Origin of the sequence: Flavobacterium azizsancarii (assembly GCF_027980145.1) — a bacterium.
GTDB lineage: Bacteria > Bacteroidota > Bacteroidia > Flavobacteriales > Flavobacteriaceae > Flavobacterium > Flavobacterium azizsancarii.
Genome location: NZ_JAMZNK010000030.1, coordinates 16,040 through 34,852 on the forward strand (window position 1 = coordinate 16,040; position 18,813 = coordinate 34,852).

Here is an 18,813-nt window from a genome sequence, read left to right on the forward strand (position 1 = left end):
ACCAATTAAACAAATAGACGGTTAAACTATTTAGTCTCTTGTAATTTCTAATATTTCAAATTTCAAAACTCCGTTTGGAACTGTGATTTCTGCTACTTCTCCAACAGATTTCCCTAGTAAACCTTTTCCAATAGGAGAAGTTACAGAGATTTTTCCCGTTTTCAAATCGGCTTCACTTTCCGCAACAAGCGTGTACTTCATTTCCATTCCGTTGCTTTGGTTCTTAATTTTCACATTAGAGAGTACCAATGCTTTCGAAACATCAAGTTGTGATTCGTCTATTAATCTTGCATTAGAATACACTTCTTCCATTTTAGAAATTCTCATTTCTAATAAACCTTGTGCTTCTTTTGCTGCATCATATTCGGCGTTTTCAGATAAATCACCTTTGTCTCTTGCTTCTGCTATATCTTGAGATGCCTTTGGTCGCATTACACTTTTTAAATGCTCCAACTCATCTTTTAATTTTTTTAATCCTTCTGCTGTATAATAAGATACTTTACTCATAACTTCGTCGTTTATATAAATACAAAAAATCCCATCGGGACGGGATTTTGTATTACAAATATACTATTATTTTTAATAGTACATAATTATATGTTAATCATATAAAAATCAAATCTAAATAAATTATTTTTGTTTCACTAATTCTTATTAAAATAATGAAAAAATTCTGGCTCTTAACCCTGTTTATTTCTGTGCTTTTCTCTTGTAGCGATAATAACTTAAGCAACAAAAATCCTAACATACCCAGTTATCCGGTTAACTTATCAATTGATATGAATCTACCTGCTTACTCTAATCTTAAGTTTGTGAGCAATGGTATTATAATTCCTAATTATGGTGCAAAAGGAATTATTATTTTTAATGCCGGAAGTGGTTATAATGCCTTTGATGCTGCGTGTCCTAATCAAGCCGTAAATTCATGCGTTGCAATGACAATAAACGGAATAAATGCTTTATGTTCTTGCGACAAATCAGAATATAGCTTGTTTACCGGACTTGGAGGTAAGGAATATCCATTGAAACAATATCGTGTCGAAGTAAGCGGAACCGTGATTCACGTTTATAATTAATATAAAAAAAGCCTGAAAAATTTAATTTTCAGGCTTTTTTTATATCACATATCCTTAAAACTTCAAAGTCAATCCTGCCAGGAAATTAATTCCTGCCTGCGGATAATAGGACGGATAAATATCCCACATTGCTCCGTTTGAAACATATTTTTTATCCAGAATATTATTTACTAAACCGGTAATCATAATTGATTTAAAAATAGATTTTGGTTTTATTTCGTAAGATATATTCAAATCGTTTACAAAGTAATCTGCTAGTTTAGCTGCAGGCAATTCGATATTGTTCATGTATTGTTCTCCAACATATTTTTGTAATAAAGAAATATGAAAATTCTCCATTGGACTATACACAATAATATTTCCGGCAATAACATTTGGCGAATAAGCAATATCCGTTGTTCCGTAGTATTGTCCTTCGACAGCAAGATCAACATTTTTATTACTGCTTAAAGTGAAGTTTGGTCTAAGAAGGAATTTTTCAGAAAGTTTTATTGTCGCATCAACTTCAAATCCTAAACGGTAACTTTTTTCAGTATTAGCACGTATTGGAGCTCCAACATCATCTAATCTTCCGGTTAAAATCAACTGATCTTTATAGCCCATATAGTAGAAATTAGAATTCAATTGAAATTTCTCTGAATTGAATCTCCAGCCTAATTCAAAATCATTTAATTTTTCAGGTTTCACATTTCCGCCTTCATAATCGGTTCTGTTAGGTTCACGATTAGCACGTGCGTAAGAAAAGTAAAGTGTGTTCTTTTGATTGATTTCGTAATTTAAACCTGCTTTTGGATTAAAGAAATTGAATGTATCATCAACTATTCCTGTTTCTTTACTATTGGCTTTATATTGTACTCTTCTGTATTGCAAATCACCGTAAAAACTTAATTTTTCAGTAAACTGATAATTTGCTTTTGCAAAAATATTTCCATCTGTTTTTGTCGAATAATCATCGTAATAATGATCTCCTAATTCAGACTGAGAAGCATATCTGGCCCAGATTACTTTTCCGTAATGATCGCCTTCGTATTTATTCCAGCCTCCGCCTAAGATAACGTCTAGTTTTTCGTCTTTATACTTTACTGAAAAAGTCGTTCCGTAGAAATCATTGTCTAACCATTTCTGACGAATTAAATCTGTTTCTGAAATAGTTCCAACCGGAGCTAAATTGTACTCAGACATAACAGCATCTTCTTTGTAGTTTTCAAAGTAACCTTTTCCTTTTGTATAATGAAGGGCTAAATTTGTGCTCCATTTATCAGAAAATGATTCGCTCCAATGCAACTGATAATGGTTCTGATCATAATTATCCGTTTCATTATCATAATAACGAATATTTCCTGCTTCGTCTGTATATTCTCCTGCAGAATTATAAGTACGATCTGAATTTAGTTTTTCAGCATCAATTCCGTTCCAGGATTGATATGTTTTTTGTGTTCCGCCAAAAACCAAGGCTTTAATTAAGGTAGTTTTTCCAACATAAGTTCCTTGCAGAAAATAGGATTTCAGGTCTGAACTGGCGCGATCTACATAACCATCAGACTTAATGGTAGACAAACGTCCTGCCAACTCAAAATGATCGTTTAATAAACCTGTACTGAATTTTACCGTATTTTTATTTGAATTGAAACTACCATAAGAACTGGAAATTTCTCCTGTTGGTTTTGAAGCATAACTATCTGTAAGCATATTTAAACTCGCACCAAACGCTCCGGAACCATTTGTCGAAGTTCCTACACCGCGCTGTAACTGCAGACTTTCTACAGATGAGGCAAAATCCGGCATATTTACCCAAAATGTTCCCTGACTTTCAGAATCGTTATAAGGAATTCCGTTGATCGTTACGTTTACTCTTGTAGCATCACTACCACGAACTCTGATCCCGGTATACCCTATTCCGCCTCCCGCATCAGAAGTAGTAACAACAGATGGTAAATAATTCATTAGAACAGGGATATCCTGTCCGAGATTTCTAAATTTAATTTCTTTTTTATCCATATTACTAAATGTAACCGGAGTTTTTGCAGTAACACGAACTGCTGAAACTAACACATCATCAAGTTTATTGACTTTGGTTGAATCTTGTTCCTGTGAAATAGAAGAAAGAGAATAGAGGAAAGAAAATAGAATAAAGAAAATAGATTTGGTTCTGTCCATTTTTTGAACCTTAGAACCTTTGCAACTTAGTACCTCAGTACCTTTAATAATAGTTTTCATTCGTAAAGAATTACGAATAAAAGGGGGAATTATTCTTTGTTAAATTAATAAATGTTTCACGACAAAATATAGTGTGCACGCTAAAATTGTCGTTTATTTCCCTTAGCGACATTACTCGCTCAGGTTCGTTGGGTATGATCTCAGCTCGTTATTTAGAGCACCCCTTTGAGACAGTGCAAATGTAGTGTTAAAAAACAAATTCCAAAAATTAAATTCAAAATTCCAAAACTTCATTCTAAATACCTTATAATTAGAACTTTAACTTAAATCAGGTTTCTTACGAGATTGTTTTCTATCAGAAATATTCTTTTTGTCTTTGATTCGTTTTTTGATAACTGATTTGGGAATCTTAGTTGCTTTACGGACTTTAGGAACAAATAATCCTTTTTTGATTATTTCCAGAAAACGCTTTATGACAATATCTTTGTTTTTTAGCTGGCTCCTGTCTTCATCACAATTTAAGATAAGGATATTTTCCGTTGTCAAACGCGATGCAATATTAGTTAGCAAAAGCAATTTTTCTTCTTCAGATAAAGCTTGCGAAGTATTTAGATCAAAAGTCAAGACTACTTTTGACGAAACCTTGTTTACGTTTTGTCCGCCTGCACCACTACTTCTAACGGCTTTAAAACTTAGCTCTGATATGATTTTTTCGATATCCATTATTGTGGTTGATGTGCTGCTTTTAATAAATCGTTTACTGTTTTCACCGGATTAAAAGTAATCAATGGTACTGCCACAAAAATGGTTAACCAATTTGCCATTGCACCATTCCATAATCCAGGCAATTCATAGCTTTTTACTATTTCTCCGTCAACACTTTTCTCCACTATAAAACCTGCTTTCTGATCTACAAATTGCAGTAAATCAAACTTCTCATTTTTATAATTTTTAATACCGCAAACCAAATCAACCGGATTAAAATGGGTTGCTTCGGCTAAAATGTCCTGCTGCTTTTTATTTGATAAATCGACCTGGGAAGTTTCTACTATCTGCAAGGAAACTCCGCCTTTAGAATTCCTTACCCAAAATGGGCCTCCCCCGGGTTCCCCTTCATTTTTTACCATTCCGCAAACCCTGATTGGTCTGTCTAACAATTCTTTTATCTTACTGATTTTGTTTTCAACAGTAAACTTATTAAAATCACTATTTAATTCAATGTTGAGCTTCTGCATTAAAAAAGCAACAATTTCTTCGATATTTTTTTCTTTTATTTCCTGCTTTTCAATAGCATTCAAATAACTAAAAACCTGTTGCTGTACTTCAAGCAAAACTCCTGCTAAAGCTTTTTTATATAACTCGATTTTATCAATATGATTTTGAATTACATTGTCTATATTTTTTATAAAAATAATATCTGAATCGAGTTCTTTCAAATTCTCAATTAGCGCTCCATGACCTCCGGGCCTAAATACCAAATTATTATTTTTATCTCTAATTGGTTTGTTTTTTTCATCTACAGAAATAGAATCTGTACTTTTATTTTGATAGGAATAACTAATATTTATCTGACTCCCTGATGCTTTTTCTACTTTTTTCTTAAGTACCTCAACTTCATTTTCAAATAGACTCTGATGTGCTTCTGAGACTGTAAAATGCAAATTAGAAACTTGATTTGATGTTGCATAATGCACACATTCATTCAAATGTTCTTCGATTGGGTTTGCTATATGTGTTTTATATTTATGAAATGGCAATACTGCTTTTGGCTTATTTGCAAAATCAAAATAATCTGGTGACAATAAAGTTTTTATAAAATAATAGTTTTTATAATCTCTGTCTAAAGTTTCAAAATCGGGATAAATTTCTCTAAGCTTTTTATCTATACTTTCAAAAAACGGAAATTTATCGAGCGCTACGATAAAAATAGACAGATTGCTGTCTTTTTTTCTATTGATATAAGCGTTTATTGTTTCTTTTTCAATGTCGAAATCCTTCAGAAAAGCAGTTAAAAACTTAAACATTCTACTTGCTGCACCAGAGGCCGGCACAAACTTTTTTAGTTTAAGTTTCTCTTTCTGAAGATCAAAAAAATGAGCCTTTTCTTTGAATTCAGCTTCTGACAAACTCAAAATTCCGTTATTAATAGTTGCCGGACTTATTAAATTAGCTTTTGCAATTCCGTTTTTAAAAATTTCTAACTGACTCACTATTTTATCATAAGGAATTCCATGATTGTATATCTGAACAAAATCAGCTGACGAAATACCATGCTGTTTTGCAATCGACAAATTATCGATAATTGCTGTCGCTTTTGCCAAACGGCTTTCTTTATTACCTGAAAGTGTTATAAATGGCTTTTTTGCATCAATTAAAGATTGTTTAAAAACTGAAAAAACAGTTTCCCTGCCATCCGAAGTATCTCTGATATCGTCTTTTTCCCAAGGAACATCTATATCTGTAAGGAAAAACAAATCGTAATCATGTTCTAGTGCGGCTTCGTTTAAAAGTGGATCACAGAAACCATAATACATCTCAGAAAAAACTTTGGTAACCATTAAATTAGTATCAGAAAACAAATATTTTTTTGCTGAAGCAAGTTTTCTGTTTTCTAATGCAACCTGACCATAGGCAATAGGCATCATATCATCAGCAACACAAATATGCTGATTCTCTTCCCATTTTTCCTGCAAATAATCACGTGCAAATTCAGGAACCCATTCCGTCACATAATATTCTGCAAGTTGTTTTGCCAATGTCGTTTTTCCTGTACTTTCAGGACCAAACAAAGCAATTTTTATGATAGCTGTTTTTTGCTGTCTAAGATTTTTCTCCATTCTAAATAAGCTGAAATAGCCAAAATTGTAAAAATTAAATATTGTAGCGACAACATCCCTAAGCCGCGATACGCATAAAGAGGCACTACAATAATATCGCCAATAATCCAAAGTGTCCAGTTTTCGATTTTTTTCTTGGCCATGTACCACATTCCTGCAAAAAATATTCCTGACGAAATCATGTCTACATAATTGTCTTTGTGGATCTCGTAATCAAAATATTTATAAATTCCGAAAACTACAAAAACGGTTACAAAGAACAGTAAAATTCCGATTATTTTTTCATTAAAATTAGTTCTCGTAATCGGTAAATTATCTTCTAGAGCTCCTCCTTTTGACCACATATACCAACCGTAAATACTCATAATCGAGAAGTATCCATTAATAATCATATCACCAATATAACCCGCAATATATAATAGATAAACAGATATTACCGTGGCAATTAAACCTGTTGGATATACCCAAATATTTTCTTTTTTAGCAAACCAGACACTCAAAATTCCACAAACAAAAACTAAGAACTCTAAAGCAATATGCCATAAAGGAGCATTTTTGTAACTTTCAAGAAAAAAATCTATCATTGGATTTCGTCGTTTTTGGTTTGTTCTTATAGTGGCCGTAAAAGTAAAAGTTTTTTAATCCCGAAGAACTATTTTGAATAAATTATATTTGTACTAACGCTAAAACCAAATTATGATTGCAATTGAGGTGTTGGAAAAATATGGAGCCCTGAAAAAATCTTTCGATAAAAGTGAGATTATTTTTGAAGAAGGCAATCTTCCAACGCACTATTACCAAATTATTTCCGGCGAAATCAAAATGAGTAATTATAATGATGATGGCCGTGAATTTATTCAGGGTATTTTTTATAAAGACCAGTCTTTTGGTGAACCACCATTATTCTTAAATCAAAATTATCCGGCCAATGCTATTGCTGTTGAAAATTCAGAGGTTCTTTTATTGCCCAAAAATAAGTTCATGAAATTGCTGGAAGAAAATCCAAAAGTCAGCATTAAGATAATAGAGAATTTAGCGCAGCGATTGTATTATAAATCAGTTATGGCCGCCGAAATGTCTACGCAAGAACCGGAGCATCGGGTTTTAAAATTAATTGACCACGGAATTGCTTATTTTAATTTTAAAAAAGAGGAAAACGGTTACCTCATCAATTTTACCAGACAACAAATTGGAGACTTAACGGGTTTACGTGTTGAAACGGTGATCAGAACGATTAAATCTTTAGAAAAAAAGGGTGTTCTTAAAATTATAAACAGAAAAGTATACCGATAAAAAAGTTCTTGTTTTATGATTTTAATCATAAATAGGAGCTCTAAAGTGCTTGTACCTTTGTTACTCTAAAAACAAATATTATGACACTTTATCAAACAACATTCGAAAATTTCAATAAAAACTATATGGGTTCTGCAGCAATGGCTGTTATTGGTCAAAGCTGTTTAGGTGGCGCCGCTGCAATGTATATCCTTTCTCATGGAACCTCTATTGGACAAATGATTCAATTGGCAATTATCGTATTGGCTTGTGTTTTTGCCAACACTTCAATTTTAGCACAGATGAAACACAAAGTGGTTTTTAACCTTATTATTTTAAGTGCTTTATTAAGTGTTTTACTTATATTTCTGAATAGTTTTGTACTATGAGAAAACAAATAGAAAACAGAGCTGATATCTCATTTTTAGTCCATCAGTTTTATGCTAAAATAAGAGCCGATGAAGAAATTGGCTTTTATTTTAATACCATGATTAAGGATTGGGATGCCCATCTTGAAAAGCTGACTGATTTTTGGGAAACTAATCTATTTGCAGTAAAAAAATACAAAGGCAATCCGCATGCGGTACACAATGAAGTTGATGCTCATTTTGAGAGCAAAATTACCTCTAACGAATTTGGGATATGGCTGAACTATTGGTTCCAGACTCTTAACGAACATTTTGAAGGTGAGAATGTAGAAACGCTAAAACGTCGTGCCAGAAAAATGGGAACTTTTTTGTTTATGAGTATGTTTGAACACAGAAAGAAGATCGCGGAAGCCTCAACGGAATAAAACATTAACAAACTGTTTGTCATTTCGACGCAAGGAGAAATCACACTAGAAATTCGACAAAGATTAGTAAATTTAGGTACAGAATTACACGTGTGATTTCTCCCTTCGATCGAAATGACAAGATTGTGTTTTACCTAACTCGTCGAGTAATTTGGAATTTATTTATTGGGATTTAAAAAACCTGTTTTTCAAAAGCATACACTAAAGTAAAGTCCTGTCCTGAAGTATCTGATTTAATCTCTTTGTAATGCACATCAAAATCTACTACCAAATCATTAAAATGCAAACTTGCTTCTGTTTGATTTTTATCTAACGAAAAAGCATTTACTCTGATATGATCCTTGAAACTGATTCCTTTTTCGTTTCTGATTTTAAAGATCGCTTCTTTTGCTCCCCAAATTACAGTAAGCTCCTTAATATAATTGGTTGTGTTTTGAGTATTGAGATAACTATTTTCAGTATCTACAAATTTATCAGCGATTCTTAAGATTTTCTCACGTTGCAATTCCATGTCGATTCCTACGGTTTCGTCACTAATTATAATTGCTGCAAAATCGTGGGAATGTGTAATCGAAATATGATTGTGACAATTAAAATAAGGTTTCCCAAATTCGTCATAATGCATTTCGTGGTCTGTAAAACCCATTTCCTGTATCAACATACGAACGCTCAAAAAAGCACGCTGGTGCATTTGAGACTTCATTCCGTTAAGTCTTTGCTGCGTTTTTTCTTTTAACACTACTTTGCCCAATAACTCCTCAAATGATTCTGTTATGTGCCAAACTAAGATTTTGGTAGTTGCGTTGAATTGTATGGTTTGAAATAAAGGCATTCTTTTTTAATTATGAATTATGAGTTTTAAGTTATGAATTATTTTCCGGATTTGAAAACTGAACTTCTTATTTAACGTCTGGTGTTTCTAGCCCTGATGGGAGCGGCATCCTTTTTCTTCCGCGGCAGCGGAAGGAAAAGATATAGCGGACAGCAGGAAATAGCTCCTAACTTTTAATATCATCTTATAATAAGTAAATTATTTAGCTAAAGTTCAAAAGATTAAGAAATTAAACATTTCACAAATCTTATGGAAAGTAGTCAGAATTAAAAACCTATTCCGTAAATTTGCAAAAATTTTACAATTACAAATATACTATAAATGAGTACTACAACTACGCCTTTTGTGGCTTTCAAAGTAAAAGACATCTCTCTAGCGGCTTGGGGAAGAAAAGAAATTGAATTAGCTGAAGCTGAAATGCCAGGTTTAATGGCTCTTCGCGCTGAATATAAAGACGAACAACCTCTTGCAGGTGCTCGTATCGCAGGATGTTTGCACATGACTATCCAGACTGCAGTTTTGATCGAAACTTTAATCGCTCTTGGTGCAGAGGTTACTTGGTCTTCTTGTAACATTTTCTCTACTCAGGATCAGGCTGCTGCTGCTATTGCTGCTGCAGGAATTCAGGTTTATGCATGGAAAGGTCTTGATGAGCAATCATTTGACTGGTGTATTGAGCAAACTTTATTCTTTGGTGAAGACAGAAAACCATTGAACATGATCTTAGATGATGGTGGAGATTTAACAAACATGGTTATTGATCGTTTCCCGGAATTGGTTCCTGGAATCAAAGGATTGTCTGAAGAAACTACAACTGGAGTTCACAGACTTTACGAAAGAGTAAAAGCCGGAACTTTGCCAATGCCTGCAATCAACATTAATGACTCTGTTACTAAATCTAAATTTGATAACAAATACGGTTGTAAAGAATCTGCTGTAGATGCTGTTCGTCGTGCAACTGACTTAATGTTAGCTGGAAAAAGAGTTATCGTTTGTGGATACGGTGATGTTGGAAAAGGAACCGCTGCTTCTTTCAGAGGTGCAGGATCTATTGTAACAGTTACTGAAATTGACCCAATTTGTGCTTTACAAGCTGCAATGGACGGTTATGAAGTTAAAAAATTAAACACTGTTGTTGCTAATGCTGATATCATCATTACAACTACAGGAAATAAAGATATCGTTCTTGGATCTCATTTCGAACAAATGAAAGACAAAACTGTTGTTTGTAACATTGGGCACTTTGATAACGAAATTGATATGGCTTGGTTGAACAAAACTCACGGTGCATCTAAAATCGAAATCAAACCACAAGTTGACAAATATACTATCGCTGGAAAAGACATCATCATTCTTGCTGAAGGTCGTTTGGTAAACCTTGGTTGTGCTACAGGTCACCCAAGTTTTGTAATGAGTAACTCATTTACCAACCAAACTCTTGCTCAAATCGAATTATGGAAAAACAGTGCGGCTTACAACAATGACGTTTATATGTTACCTAAACATTTAGATGAAAAAGTTGCTGCTTTGCACCTTGCTAAATTAGGAGTTGAATTGGAAACTTTACGTGACGATCAGGCTGCTTATATTGGTGTTCCGGTTGAAGGTCCATTCAAACCAGAGTATTACAGATACTAATCTATTTTAGATTGTAGATAAACGATCTAAGATTTTAGATTTATAGAAACCCTTGCAGAAATGTGAGGGTTTTTTATTTCAACTCTGTCTTGTCCAGAATCAACAAATCGTTTATTTTTACAAATAAACACATTTCTTACAAAAAAATATATTTTTAAAAAATAAGTTCTTAATTTTAAAAATAAAAACAAGTCCCTATTTATCAAACACATAAACCTTGTAATCTTGAAAAAAACATCTTATTTGTTCCTCTTCTTGTTTTTATTTAGCCTCCCGCAAATTATTTTTTCTCAGGAAAAGAAACCCAAAGTCGTTTTAGTTTTAAGTGGCGGCGGGGCGAAAGGAATTGCACATATTCCGCTTTTACAAAAACTAGATTCTTTGCACATTGTTCCTGATCTTATTGTTGGCAATAGTATGGGCAGTATTATAGGTGGCTTGTATGCGATGGGATATTCTGGTGATAGCATCGAAAAATTAACCAAAAACATTATCTGGGATAAATTGCTTGGCGGAGGTCAATCATTAAAATCTGCCAGTGTAGAAGAAAAAAGAGAATTTCAGAGATACTTAGTCGGAATAGGTGTTAAGGACAAAAAACTAAACAGCGTTGGCTCTCTTTTGAATGATCAAAATTTAAGAGAACTTCTTTCTGAATTAACTTATCCTGTATACAATATTAAAGATTTTGACAGCCTGCCAATACCATTTAGAGCCATGGCTACCGATTTGTCTGAAGGAAAAGAGGTCATTTTAAGCAAAGGCAGTCTTGCTTATGCCATGAGAGCGAGTATGTCGTTGCCCGCTATTTTCAAGCCCATGGCCTACGAAAAAACAGTATTGGTTGATGGCGGTGTTATGAATAATTTCCCTACAGATGTTGCCAAACAAATGGGCGCGGATATTATCATTGGCAGTGATGTTGGGGGCGGATTGGAACCAATAGATAAACTGAACAATCTTGTGACTATATTGACGCAAACCAGTATGTTTCCTAGTAATATCAAAAATCCTGAAAACCGAAAACTCTGCACGATCTTGGTCGATCATTTGCCAAACTTGCGTTTTTCTACTGCTGATTTTGCAGATAGCGAAGAAATCTACAAAGACGGTAAAATTGCCACAACAGAAAACCTTCCGGCTTTAATCGCATTATCAGAACAATTGAAAGGATTTAAGCAACGAACTCATCGATTGCCTAACATACCCGGAGATTTTACTCTTGACACAATTGTTTACAAAAGAATCAGTCCGGAAAATCTTGCTCTGGTATTGGGAAGAATAAATCTTAAAACAAATATAAAATATACCACCAAAGATTTAATAGCGGGCATTAACAGAGCCATGGGTACGAATCTTTTTGACGAGATCTCGCACAGTTTTTTCATCAAAGATGGCGACAAACTTGGGGTAACAATAATTGGATATGAGCGCGCCAAAAACCAACTCAACACATCATTACATTACGATACTTACAGAGGTGTTGGAATCATTTTTAATTATACCGCCAGAAATGTTCTTGCCAGAGCATCCCGGCTTCTTGCAACAATAGATATTGCAGAGCAGCCAAAAGCAAGAATTAATTTTCAGAAAAATTTTGGAAAAAACAGAGACTGGTGGTGGGCATCTGAAATGTACGGGGCTTTTTTAAGGCAAGAAATTTATATCAATGGCAAAGCCTCAGATAACATTCTTTATAACTCTTTTGAGTTCAATAATGAAATCAATAGAAACATAAATTCCCTTAAAAGTTATTTTGGTTATGGCTTAAATTATCACTACACCAATTTAAAGCCTAAATACAACAGAGAATACAATCCTAACTCAATCAATATCAAGGATTACTCTTTAAACAGCATAGAGGTAAACATGCATTATTCATATAATAATATGGATAAAGTTTTCTTTGCTGAACATGGAACAATTATAAAGGCAAATGTAACCCGATCATTGTTATCAGATGTCTACACTTCTTTTAATGATCCAGATAAAACAACTACCTCAGGCGCAACTAATGGATATACAAAACTTGGTTTTAGTTTTGAAAAAAGAGCGCTCATAAATAAGAAGATTACAGGAATCATTGGTTTTGATTCTTATTTTATTTTTCAGGACAGACTTAAGGACAGTCAAATCTCATTTTCGGAACTTGGGTATGCTTCAAAATATTTCTTAGGAGGAATTATACCGAGTTCTGGCAGTAATCGTTTTTCTTTTCCCGGCCTGAAAGAAGACGAACTCAATGTTACACAATATATAGGCTTAAATCTTGCCTCTCAAATAAATCTTATGGGAAAAATATATATGACTCCTCATTTTAATATTGCAACTGTAGGTTTTGACGCTTTTGACGAATACATTAAGGATGCATTTAGTCCTAAAGGAAAGTGGGACAATAACATTGAACCAAGCCTTGTATTATCCGGAGGAGCCGCTATTTCTTATCAGTCCATTTTAGGCCCAATTCATTTTGATACTTCCTGGATTAATAATATAGACAAAGTGAGATTATTTTTTAGTGTCGGATTCTCATTGAATCCTTAAAAACGATAAGCCTCAAAAAATCGACAAATTTAGTTATTCATCACGCCAAATCAGAAATCTTTGATTGTTAATCTTCAATCTAAAATCTCCTGACTTAATGACATTGGCTCCTATGCCTCGTACTAGCGCAAACCAATAACATCATTTTAATCAGATATTATATATGTTTCTTAAGTTTAAGTTTTACTTTTGAAATTCAAATTCCCAATATCTAAAACCTAATTATGAGAACACGCCTATTTTTAATGTTAATAATATTGTTGCCTTTTTTTACTAATGCTCAATCTAGTCTGCAAAGGCAAATGCAAGCATCAAATTCAATGGTGCGACAACAAAATCAAATGTTTTTGCAACAACAGCAACAACAACGTATGATGGCAAGCATGATGAACAACATCGAAACAAAAGAATCCAAATTAGCCAAGGAAGAAAAAAAATTCAAAAAAATTCAGGAAAAAATAAAACAAAAAGAAGCTGACTTAACGACAAAAAACGATGAATTAAAAAGTCTTGAAATTAACTCACAAAACAATAATTCTGACATTATAAGAGATATTGAAAAAGCTAAAAAAGAAGTTGCAAAGTCTGAAGAAAAAATAAGTAAATCTAAAACAGCTATTGAAAAAAGTTCGAATAAAATTCAGGATTTGCAAAACCAGATACTAGCCGATAAAATCAAAAAAGCAGAATTAGAGAAACAACACGAAGAAGAGAAGAAATTAAAAGAAGAGGAAAAAAGATTAAAGGAAGAGGAAAAAGCAAAAAAACAACAAGAAAAGCAAGACAAGAAAAAATAAAAATCTCTTTCTATAATTCACACAATAAAAATATGATCGAAAAAATTTTATGTGACCTACATGGTTCAAAAGATATGTCTTTTGCCTGCATTCATATTGCAATGGCAATAGACAAAAAAGAAAAAGTTGGCTTTTTTTATTCAGAAGCCGAAGAAGATCTTCCTGAAATTGCCTGGTGTGGCGCATGCGAGCAATGGTTATTGGATAACGGAGAAGAATGGACTGACGTTTTTCAGGCTAATGCCGATTTTAAAATATTATGTTCAGATTGTTTTGAAGAAGCAAAAAACAATGAACCAGAGATTCATCTAAGATAAATATGATTTCTACAAAAAACTTTACATCATTACCCAATAGAAATTCATTACAAAGCATCTGTAAAGCAATCTCAGTTCTAGATGCTATTATTTGTCCCGAATGGGAATATCGATATTATTCGTACAACTCTAAATGGGGAGAAGGTGAAGAATATTGCGAAATGAGGTATGGATCCGGAGATTTAATGAATATTCTATTTCTTGAAAACAATTGTGTAATAAATGGTTTTGCTCACGAATTTCAACACAATCAAAAAAGTGACCTGACTAAAAACTTACCTGAAATTTATAATGATTTTATTTTTGGTGAACCTGTTGCTTCTTTCGGTACTACATTTTGTTTGTGGACAAATCAAACGGGAAATTGGGAAACCGGAATAATCGAAGATTATAATGACAATTCAGAAGAATTGCTTTCTGTTTTTGACAACACCCCACAAACTTATATTGACTGGGCAACCGAATATTTTGAAGATTCTTATAAGGAAACCGGAATTCCGTTAGAAACTGTTACCAAAATTTATCAAGGTCAAATCTTGACAAAAGAAATGGTATTATCTATTGTTGACGAAATTGAAGATTGGCAATTGCTGGAAGACGATTTAAAGGAAATAGATTATGAATACGATTTTAAATAAAATTCTTTTAAGTAATAAATGTCTTGGTAAGCAAAGAAAAATTAAAGTAAAATCCGAAATTATACAATTACGCTTTAGTTCTTTATAATAAAATAGCAGACTTTAATTATGACAAAAGAAGATTTTAAAATCAATCTGGAAAAAGCTCTTAAAGGACTTCTTGATTTTACTCAGGAAATGGTAACGAACAAATTACCTCACGATTATAAATTCATAATTAAAACCAATTGTTCTTACGATGGGAATGAATTAGAAAATGATGAAGAAATTTATCCTGATGATAAAATCAATGAAACAAATTCAATTAATCCTGCTACAAAATCTACTGCAATTGATTATCTATGGCGCAATGGCAAAGTTCCGCAATGGATCAATGTTCAGGTTAGTAGTTGTGATGCTAATTTTAGTTACATAACATTAGAATGCTGCGGAAGATATTCGGCTTTTCTAAATCACAAAGATGGTCCTTTTCGTGGTTCAGGCCCTAGTATTCCCTATCGTTATTATGATTCAAATACTGAAAAACTTCTTCATAAAGTAGATTTCAATACGATTAATAAATCTTAAACCATGTGGTACGATAAATATACTTTCTACAAAAAACAAAAAAGATTAATAGATGAATATCCTGAAATAAACCTTCAGCAAATATGGAATAATAAACTTCCAACTGACTTTTTCTTGCCTGATGAATTACTTGAATTATTACAATTTTCTAACGGAGGAGGAATAATAAACGGAAACCGCGACTTTGGCTATTTCTCATTAATTGATATGAGAAACTATTATTTTGATTACAAACTTTCAAAATATACACCATTATTTTTACCTGTTGCATTTAATGGAGGTGGGATATTTTATGCCTATGATTTTAGAGATCCAAAAAACATACGTATTGTTGCTGCAGACGCAGGAGATTTAGAATATGAAAGTTCAATCGTTATTGGAGAGACGCTGGATGAAGTTTTAAGCAAAACAAATGATATTGTTGAAGAATTGGACAAAATTCGCACCCCGATTTTATTTACAGAAGATGAAAAACAAATAATTGAACTTCGTAAACAGCTTGCTTATTTAAACGCAAATCGAAATAGTATTGACACCAAAAGTTATTTATTAGCAAAACGAAAACTCGAAAGCCAAATTAAACAATTAAAGTTTTTCATATAAAGTTTATAATGCTAATTTCTAATAACACCCCCATTCTCTTGATTTCATCTCAATAAAACTAACTTTGTAAAAACGCTAACCATGAAAAACTTTTTCTTTTTAGGTATTGCCATTATGTTCGAAATTATTGCCACTTCGGCCTTAAAGAAATCAGAGCAATTTACACAGCTGATCCCAAGTATAATAACAATTGTGGGATATTTTGCTGCATTTTACTTTTTGAGTTTTGCTATTAGAACCATTCCGGTTGGGATTGCTTATGCCATTTGGTCCGGCGTTGGAATTGTTTTAATTACTATTATTGGTGCTGTTTTCTTTAAGCAAATACCAGATTTACCTGCTATTATAGGACTAGCTTTGATTATGGCTGGTGTTATTGTAATTAATGTTTTTTCTAAAACTACAGCGCATTAAACTGTAAATAAATCGTTCCAAATTTTAAGTTTCAAGCCAAAGCAACCTGAAAAAATAAGACATCAATTCTCAACTTATTCATTTCAAATATAAAACAATGGATTTCAAAAAAGCTACTATTTCAGACTTAAAAGAAATGCAGGAAATGTATATCGAAACCATTCAATGGATTTGCAAAAACGATTACAATCCGTTGCAAATTAATGCCTGGGTTTCCGGACTTAATGACACTGAACGCTGGCTGAAGGTTATACACAGTCAATATGTTTTACTGGCTCTTGTCGATGATAAAATTGTGGGGTACGGAACTTTGAAAGATGGAAATTATATTGATTTTTTCTGTGTTCACAAAGATTTTCAACGACAGGGAATTGCGGATAAAATATTCAGCGAATTAGAAATTGAAGCCAAAAAAGAAAACGCAAAAACAATCTCTGCAGACGTAAGCATAACGGCAAAACCATTTTTTGAGAAAAAAGGTTTTAATACAAAAGCCGAACAAAAAAACATACGATTGGGCGTTGAGCTTATCAACTATAAAATGGAAAAGGAACTCAAAAAGTAAAAACAGGTTCAGTTTCAGGGTTCAAGTTGTTGGAGAACCTGAAACCTGAAATAAAAAAACTAATCAAAAAACTTCCGCAAGTTTCGGATTTTATCCTCGCAAAACCCTGTCGATATTTGCATTATAAAAATGAATGAAAATGAACACACAGGAAAACATCAATTATAATCGCATTGCCGATGCGATCGATTATATCAAAGCCAACTTTAAGGATCAGCCTAACTTAGATGAGGTTGCCGAAAAAGTGCATTTAAGTCCGTTTCACTTTCAGCGCTTGTTTACGGAATGGGCAGGAACAAGTCCGAAGAAATTTTTGCAATATATAAGTGTCGAACACGCCAAAAAAATCCTCAAAGAAAATAATAAAACTACATTGTCTGATGCCGCTTTTGATACCGGACTATCGGGAACAAGCCGTTTGCATGATTTATTTGTAAATATCGAAGGCATGACGCCGGCTGAATATAAAAATGGCGGTAAAAACTTAGCCATTAATTTCAGTTTTGCCGAAAGTCCGTTTGGTAATATTATAGTGGCTTCGACCAATAAGGGGGTTTGTTTTATGGCTTTCGCAGAAGATGAAGAAACAGGATTTCAAGATCTGAAAAACAAATTTCCAAATGCAGCATTCTTACGAAAACTAGACTTATTGCAGCAAAACGCTTTATTTATTTTTCAGAATGACTGGAGCAAATTATCTGAAATTAAATTGCACTTAAAAGGAACTGACTTTCAATTGAAAGTTTGGGAAACACTGCTTAAGATTCCAATGGGACAACTTTCTACTTATGGATCAATCGCACACCAAATCGAGAAACCAAATGCTTCCCGTGCTGTTGGAACTGCCATTGGGAGTAATCCTGTAGCATTTCTGATTCCGTGTCATCGTGTGATTCAATCTTCCGGAACCTTTGGCGGTTATATGTGGGGAAACACCCGTAAAACAGCTATTATTGGCTGGGAAGGTGTTCAAACTAATTCAGATCTCTAAAACTAATCTCATGCAAAATATACAATCAAAAATTGCTTCTCAAAACTGGGAAAGCATCACTGAATCTATGCACGAAAGCGGATTTGTCATTATTCCAAATCTGCTGGATAACGAACAATGCGAAGATTTAAAATTCGATTATGATAACCCGGCTTTATACCGAAAAACGGTTGTAATGGAGCGTTATCGTTTTGGTCTGGGCGAATATAAATATTTTAATTATCCGTTGCCTGATTTAATCCAGACGATCCGGACTTCTATCTATCCTAAACTGTCTCTTATTGCAAATGCGTGGATGAAAGCGCTGAATATAAATACTATTTTTCCTGAAACGCATGAAAAATTACTCGAACAATGTCACGCCAATAATCAGTTTAAAGCAACTGTTTTAATCTTAAAATATGGTAAAAGTGGCTTTAATACTTTACATCAGGATTTATATGGCGATGTTTATTTCCCCATTCAGATCGTGCTTTTTCTAAATGAACCTGACGAGGATTTTGCCGGTGGCGAATTTGTTTTAACAGAACAAACGCCCAGAGCACAATCTAAAGCGATTGTTTTGAAACCTAAAAAAGGAGATGTTCTGATTTTTACCACCAATTTCAGACCTGTAAAAGGTACAAAAGGGTATTATCGGGTAAATATGAAACATGGTGTGAGCGAAATTCATTCCGGCGAACGACATACGTTGGGAATTATTTTTCATGATGCGTTAAGTTAAGGCACAAAGGTGCTGAGGTACTAAGGCACAAAGGTTTTAACACACAGT

21 protein-coding genes are annotated in these 18,813 nt (G+C 33.4%); 15 read left to right on the forward strand and 6 right to left on the reverse strand.

Annotated features, from left to right (window positions below; all coding sequences use genetic code 11):
- Positions 1 to 30 precede the first annotated feature (30 nt).
- Entirely contained in the window at positions 31 to 507 is a 477-nt protein-coding gene (greA, locus tag NJT12_RS16435) for a transcription elongation factor GreA (RefSeq protein WP_039111852.1), read from the reverse strand.
- A 155-nt stretch (positions 508 to 662) separates the two neighbouring features.
- On the opposite strand from greA, the gene NJT12_RS16440 reads away from it, so the two are divergent.
- The gene (locus NJT12_RS16440; protein WP_271337020.1) at positions 663 to 1,076 is read left to right on the forward strand and encodes a Rieske (2Fe-2S) protein; all 414 of its coding nucleotides are present in this window, start codon (positions 663 to 665) and stop codon (positions 1,074 to 1,076) included.
- 54 nt (positions 1,077 to 1,130) lie between these two features.
- On the opposite strand, the gene NJT12_RS16445 is transcribed toward NJT12_RS16440, so the two are convergent.
- The 4 genes from NJT12_RS16445 to pnuC all read right to left on the reverse strand — a co-directional run bounded on the left by NJT12_RS16445 (position 1,131) and on the right by pnuC (position 6,654).
- Positions 1,131 to 3,293, reverse strand: a complete 2,163-nt coding sequence (locus tag NJT12_RS16445; protein ID WP_271337021.1) for a TonB-dependent receptor — start codon at positions 3,291 to 3,293, stop codon at positions 1,131 to 1,133.
- Positions 3,294 to 3,551: 258 nt separating this feature from the next.
- On the reverse strand, positions 3,552 to 3,956 hold the full coding sequence (gene arfB / locus NJT12_RS16450; protein WP_271337022.1) for an alternative ribosome rescue aminoacyl-tRNA hydrolase ArfB: 405 nt from the start codon (positions 3,954 to 3,956) through the stop codon (positions 3,552 to 3,554).
- Entirely contained in the window at positions 3,956 to 6,070 is a 2,115-nt protein-coding gene (locus NJT12_RS16455; RefSeq protein ID WP_271337023.1) for a DUF4301 family protein, read from the reverse strand. The genes arfB and NJT12_RS16455 overlap by 1 nt, the downstream gene beginning before the upstream one ends.
- Entirely contained in the window at positions 6,031 to 6,654 is a 624-nt protein-coding gene (gene pnuC, locus NJT12_RS16460) for a nicotinamide riboside transporter PnuC (RefSeq protein WP_271337024.1), read from the reverse strand. The genes NJT12_RS16455 and pnuC overlap by 40 nt, the downstream gene beginning before the upstream one ends.
- 112 nt (positions 6,655 to 6,766) lie before the next feature.
- Between pnuC and NJT12_RS16465 the strand changes: the two genes are divergently transcribed.
- The 3 genes from NJT12_RS16465 (at position 6,767) to NJT12_RS16475 (ending at position 8,135) form a co-directional block, all read left to right on the forward strand.
- Positions 6,767 to 7,363, forward strand: coding sequence for a Crp/Fnr family transcriptional regulator (locus tag NJT12_RS16465; RefSeq protein ID WP_271337025.1), 597 nt, complete (start codon positions 6,767 to 6,769; stop codon positions 7,361 to 7,363).
- Positions 7,364 to 7,443: 80 nt separating this feature from the next.
- Positions 7,444 to 7,731, forward strand: a complete 288-nt coding sequence (locus NJT12_RS16470) for a hypothetical protein (protein WP_133523218.1) — start codon at positions 7,444 to 7,446, stop codon at positions 7,729 to 7,731.
- Positions 7,728 to 8,135 carry a group III truncated hemoglobin gene (locus NJT12_RS16475; protein ID WP_271337026.1) on the forward strand — a complete coding sequence of 136 codons (408 nt, stop codon included), beginning with the start codon at positions 7,728 to 7,730 and terminating at the stop codon, positions 8,133 to 8,135. The genes NJT12_RS16470 and NJT12_RS16475 overlap by 4 nt, the downstream gene beginning before the upstream one ends.
- 172 nt (positions 8,136 to 8,307) lie before the next feature.
- On the opposite strand, the gene NJT12_RS16480 is transcribed toward NJT12_RS16475, so the two are convergent.
- Positions 8,308 to 8,967 (reverse strand): 4'-phosphopantetheinyl transferase family protein, encoded by a 660-nt coding sequence (locus NJT12_RS16480; RefSeq protein ID WP_271337027.1) that lies wholly within the window; start codon positions 8,965 to 8,967, stop codon positions 8,308 to 8,310.
- 321 nt (positions 8,968 to 9,288) lie between these two features.
- On the opposite strand from NJT12_RS16480, the gene ahcY reads away from it, so the two are divergent.
- From ahcY to NJT12_RS16535, 11 genes are all read left to right on the forward strand, one after another.
- Positions 9,289 to 10,605: an adenosylhomocysteinase gene (gene ahcY, locus NJT12_RS16485; RefSeq protein WP_271337028.1), complete on the forward strand. Its 1,317-nt coding sequence runs from the start codon at positions 9,289 to 9,291 to the stop codon at positions 10,603 to 10,605.
- A 225-nt stretch (positions 10,606 to 10,830) separates the two neighbouring features.
- The gene (locus tag NJT12_RS16490) at positions 10,831 to 13,149 is read left to right on the forward strand and encodes a patatin-like phospholipase family protein (protein ID WP_271337029.1); all 2,319 of its coding nucleotides are present in this window, start codon (positions 10,831 to 10,833) and stop codon (positions 13,147 to 13,149) included.
- Positions 13,150 to 13,394: 245 nt separating this feature from the next.
- Positions 13,395 to 13,946, forward strand: a complete 552-nt coding sequence (locus NJT12_RS16495; protein WP_271337030.1) for a hypothetical protein — start codon at positions 13,395 to 13,397, stop codon at positions 13,944 to 13,946.
- A 32-nt stretch (positions 13,947 to 13,978) separates the two neighbouring features.
- Positions 13,979 to 14,263 (forward strand): hypothetical protein, encoded by a 285-nt coding sequence (locus tag NJT12_RS16500; RefSeq protein WP_271337031.1) that lies wholly within the window; start codon positions 13,979 to 13,981, stop codon positions 14,261 to 14,263.
- A 2-nt stretch (positions 14,264 to 14,265) separates the two neighbouring features.
- Positions 14,266 to 14,901, forward strand: a complete 636-nt coding sequence (locus tag NJT12_RS16505) for a hypothetical protein (RefSeq protein WP_271337032.1) — start codon at positions 14,266 to 14,268, stop codon at positions 14,899 to 14,901.
- Positions 14,902 to 15,009: 108 nt separating this feature from the next.
- Positions 15,010 to 15,468, forward strand: a complete 459-nt coding sequence (locus NJT12_RS16510; RefSeq protein WP_271337033.1) for a hypothetical protein — start codon at positions 15,010 to 15,012, stop codon at positions 15,466 to 15,468.
- Positions 15,469 to 15,471: 3 nt separating this feature from the next.
- The gene (locus NJT12_RS16515; RefSeq protein WP_271337034.1) at positions 15,472 to 16,071 is read left to right on the forward strand and encodes an SMI1/KNR4 family protein; all 600 of its coding nucleotides are present in this window, start codon (positions 15,472 to 15,474) and stop codon (positions 16,069 to 16,071) included.
- An 81-nt stretch (positions 16,072 to 16,152) separates the two neighbouring features.
- The gene (locus NJT12_RS16520; RefSeq protein WP_271337035.1) at positions 16,153 to 16,485 is read left to right on the forward strand and encodes a DMT family transporter; all 333 of its coding nucleotides are present in this window, start codon (positions 16,153 to 16,155) and stop codon (positions 16,483 to 16,485) included.
- Positions 16,486 to 16,582: 97 nt separating this feature from the next.
- Positions 16,583 to 17,050, forward strand: a complete 468-nt coding sequence (locus NJT12_RS16525) for a GNAT family N-acetyltransferase (protein ID WP_271337036.1) — start codon at positions 16,583 to 16,585, stop codon at positions 17,048 to 17,050.
- A 139-nt stretch (positions 17,051 to 17,189) separates the two neighbouring features.
- Positions 17,190 to 18,041, forward strand: a complete 852-nt coding sequence (locus tag NJT12_RS16530) for a bifunctional helix-turn-helix domain-containing protein/methylated-DNA--[protein]-cysteine S-methyltransferase (protein ID WP_271337056.1) — start codon at positions 17,190 to 17,192, stop codon at positions 18,039 to 18,041.
- 10 nt (positions 18,042 to 18,051) lie between these two features.
- On the forward strand, positions 18,052 to 18,765 hold the full coding sequence (locus NJT12_RS16535; RefSeq protein ID WP_271337037.1) for a 2OG-Fe(II) oxygenase: 714 nt from the start codon (positions 18,052 to 18,054) through the stop codon (positions 18,763 to 18,765).
- Positions 18,766 to 18,813 lie beyond the last annotated feature (48 nt).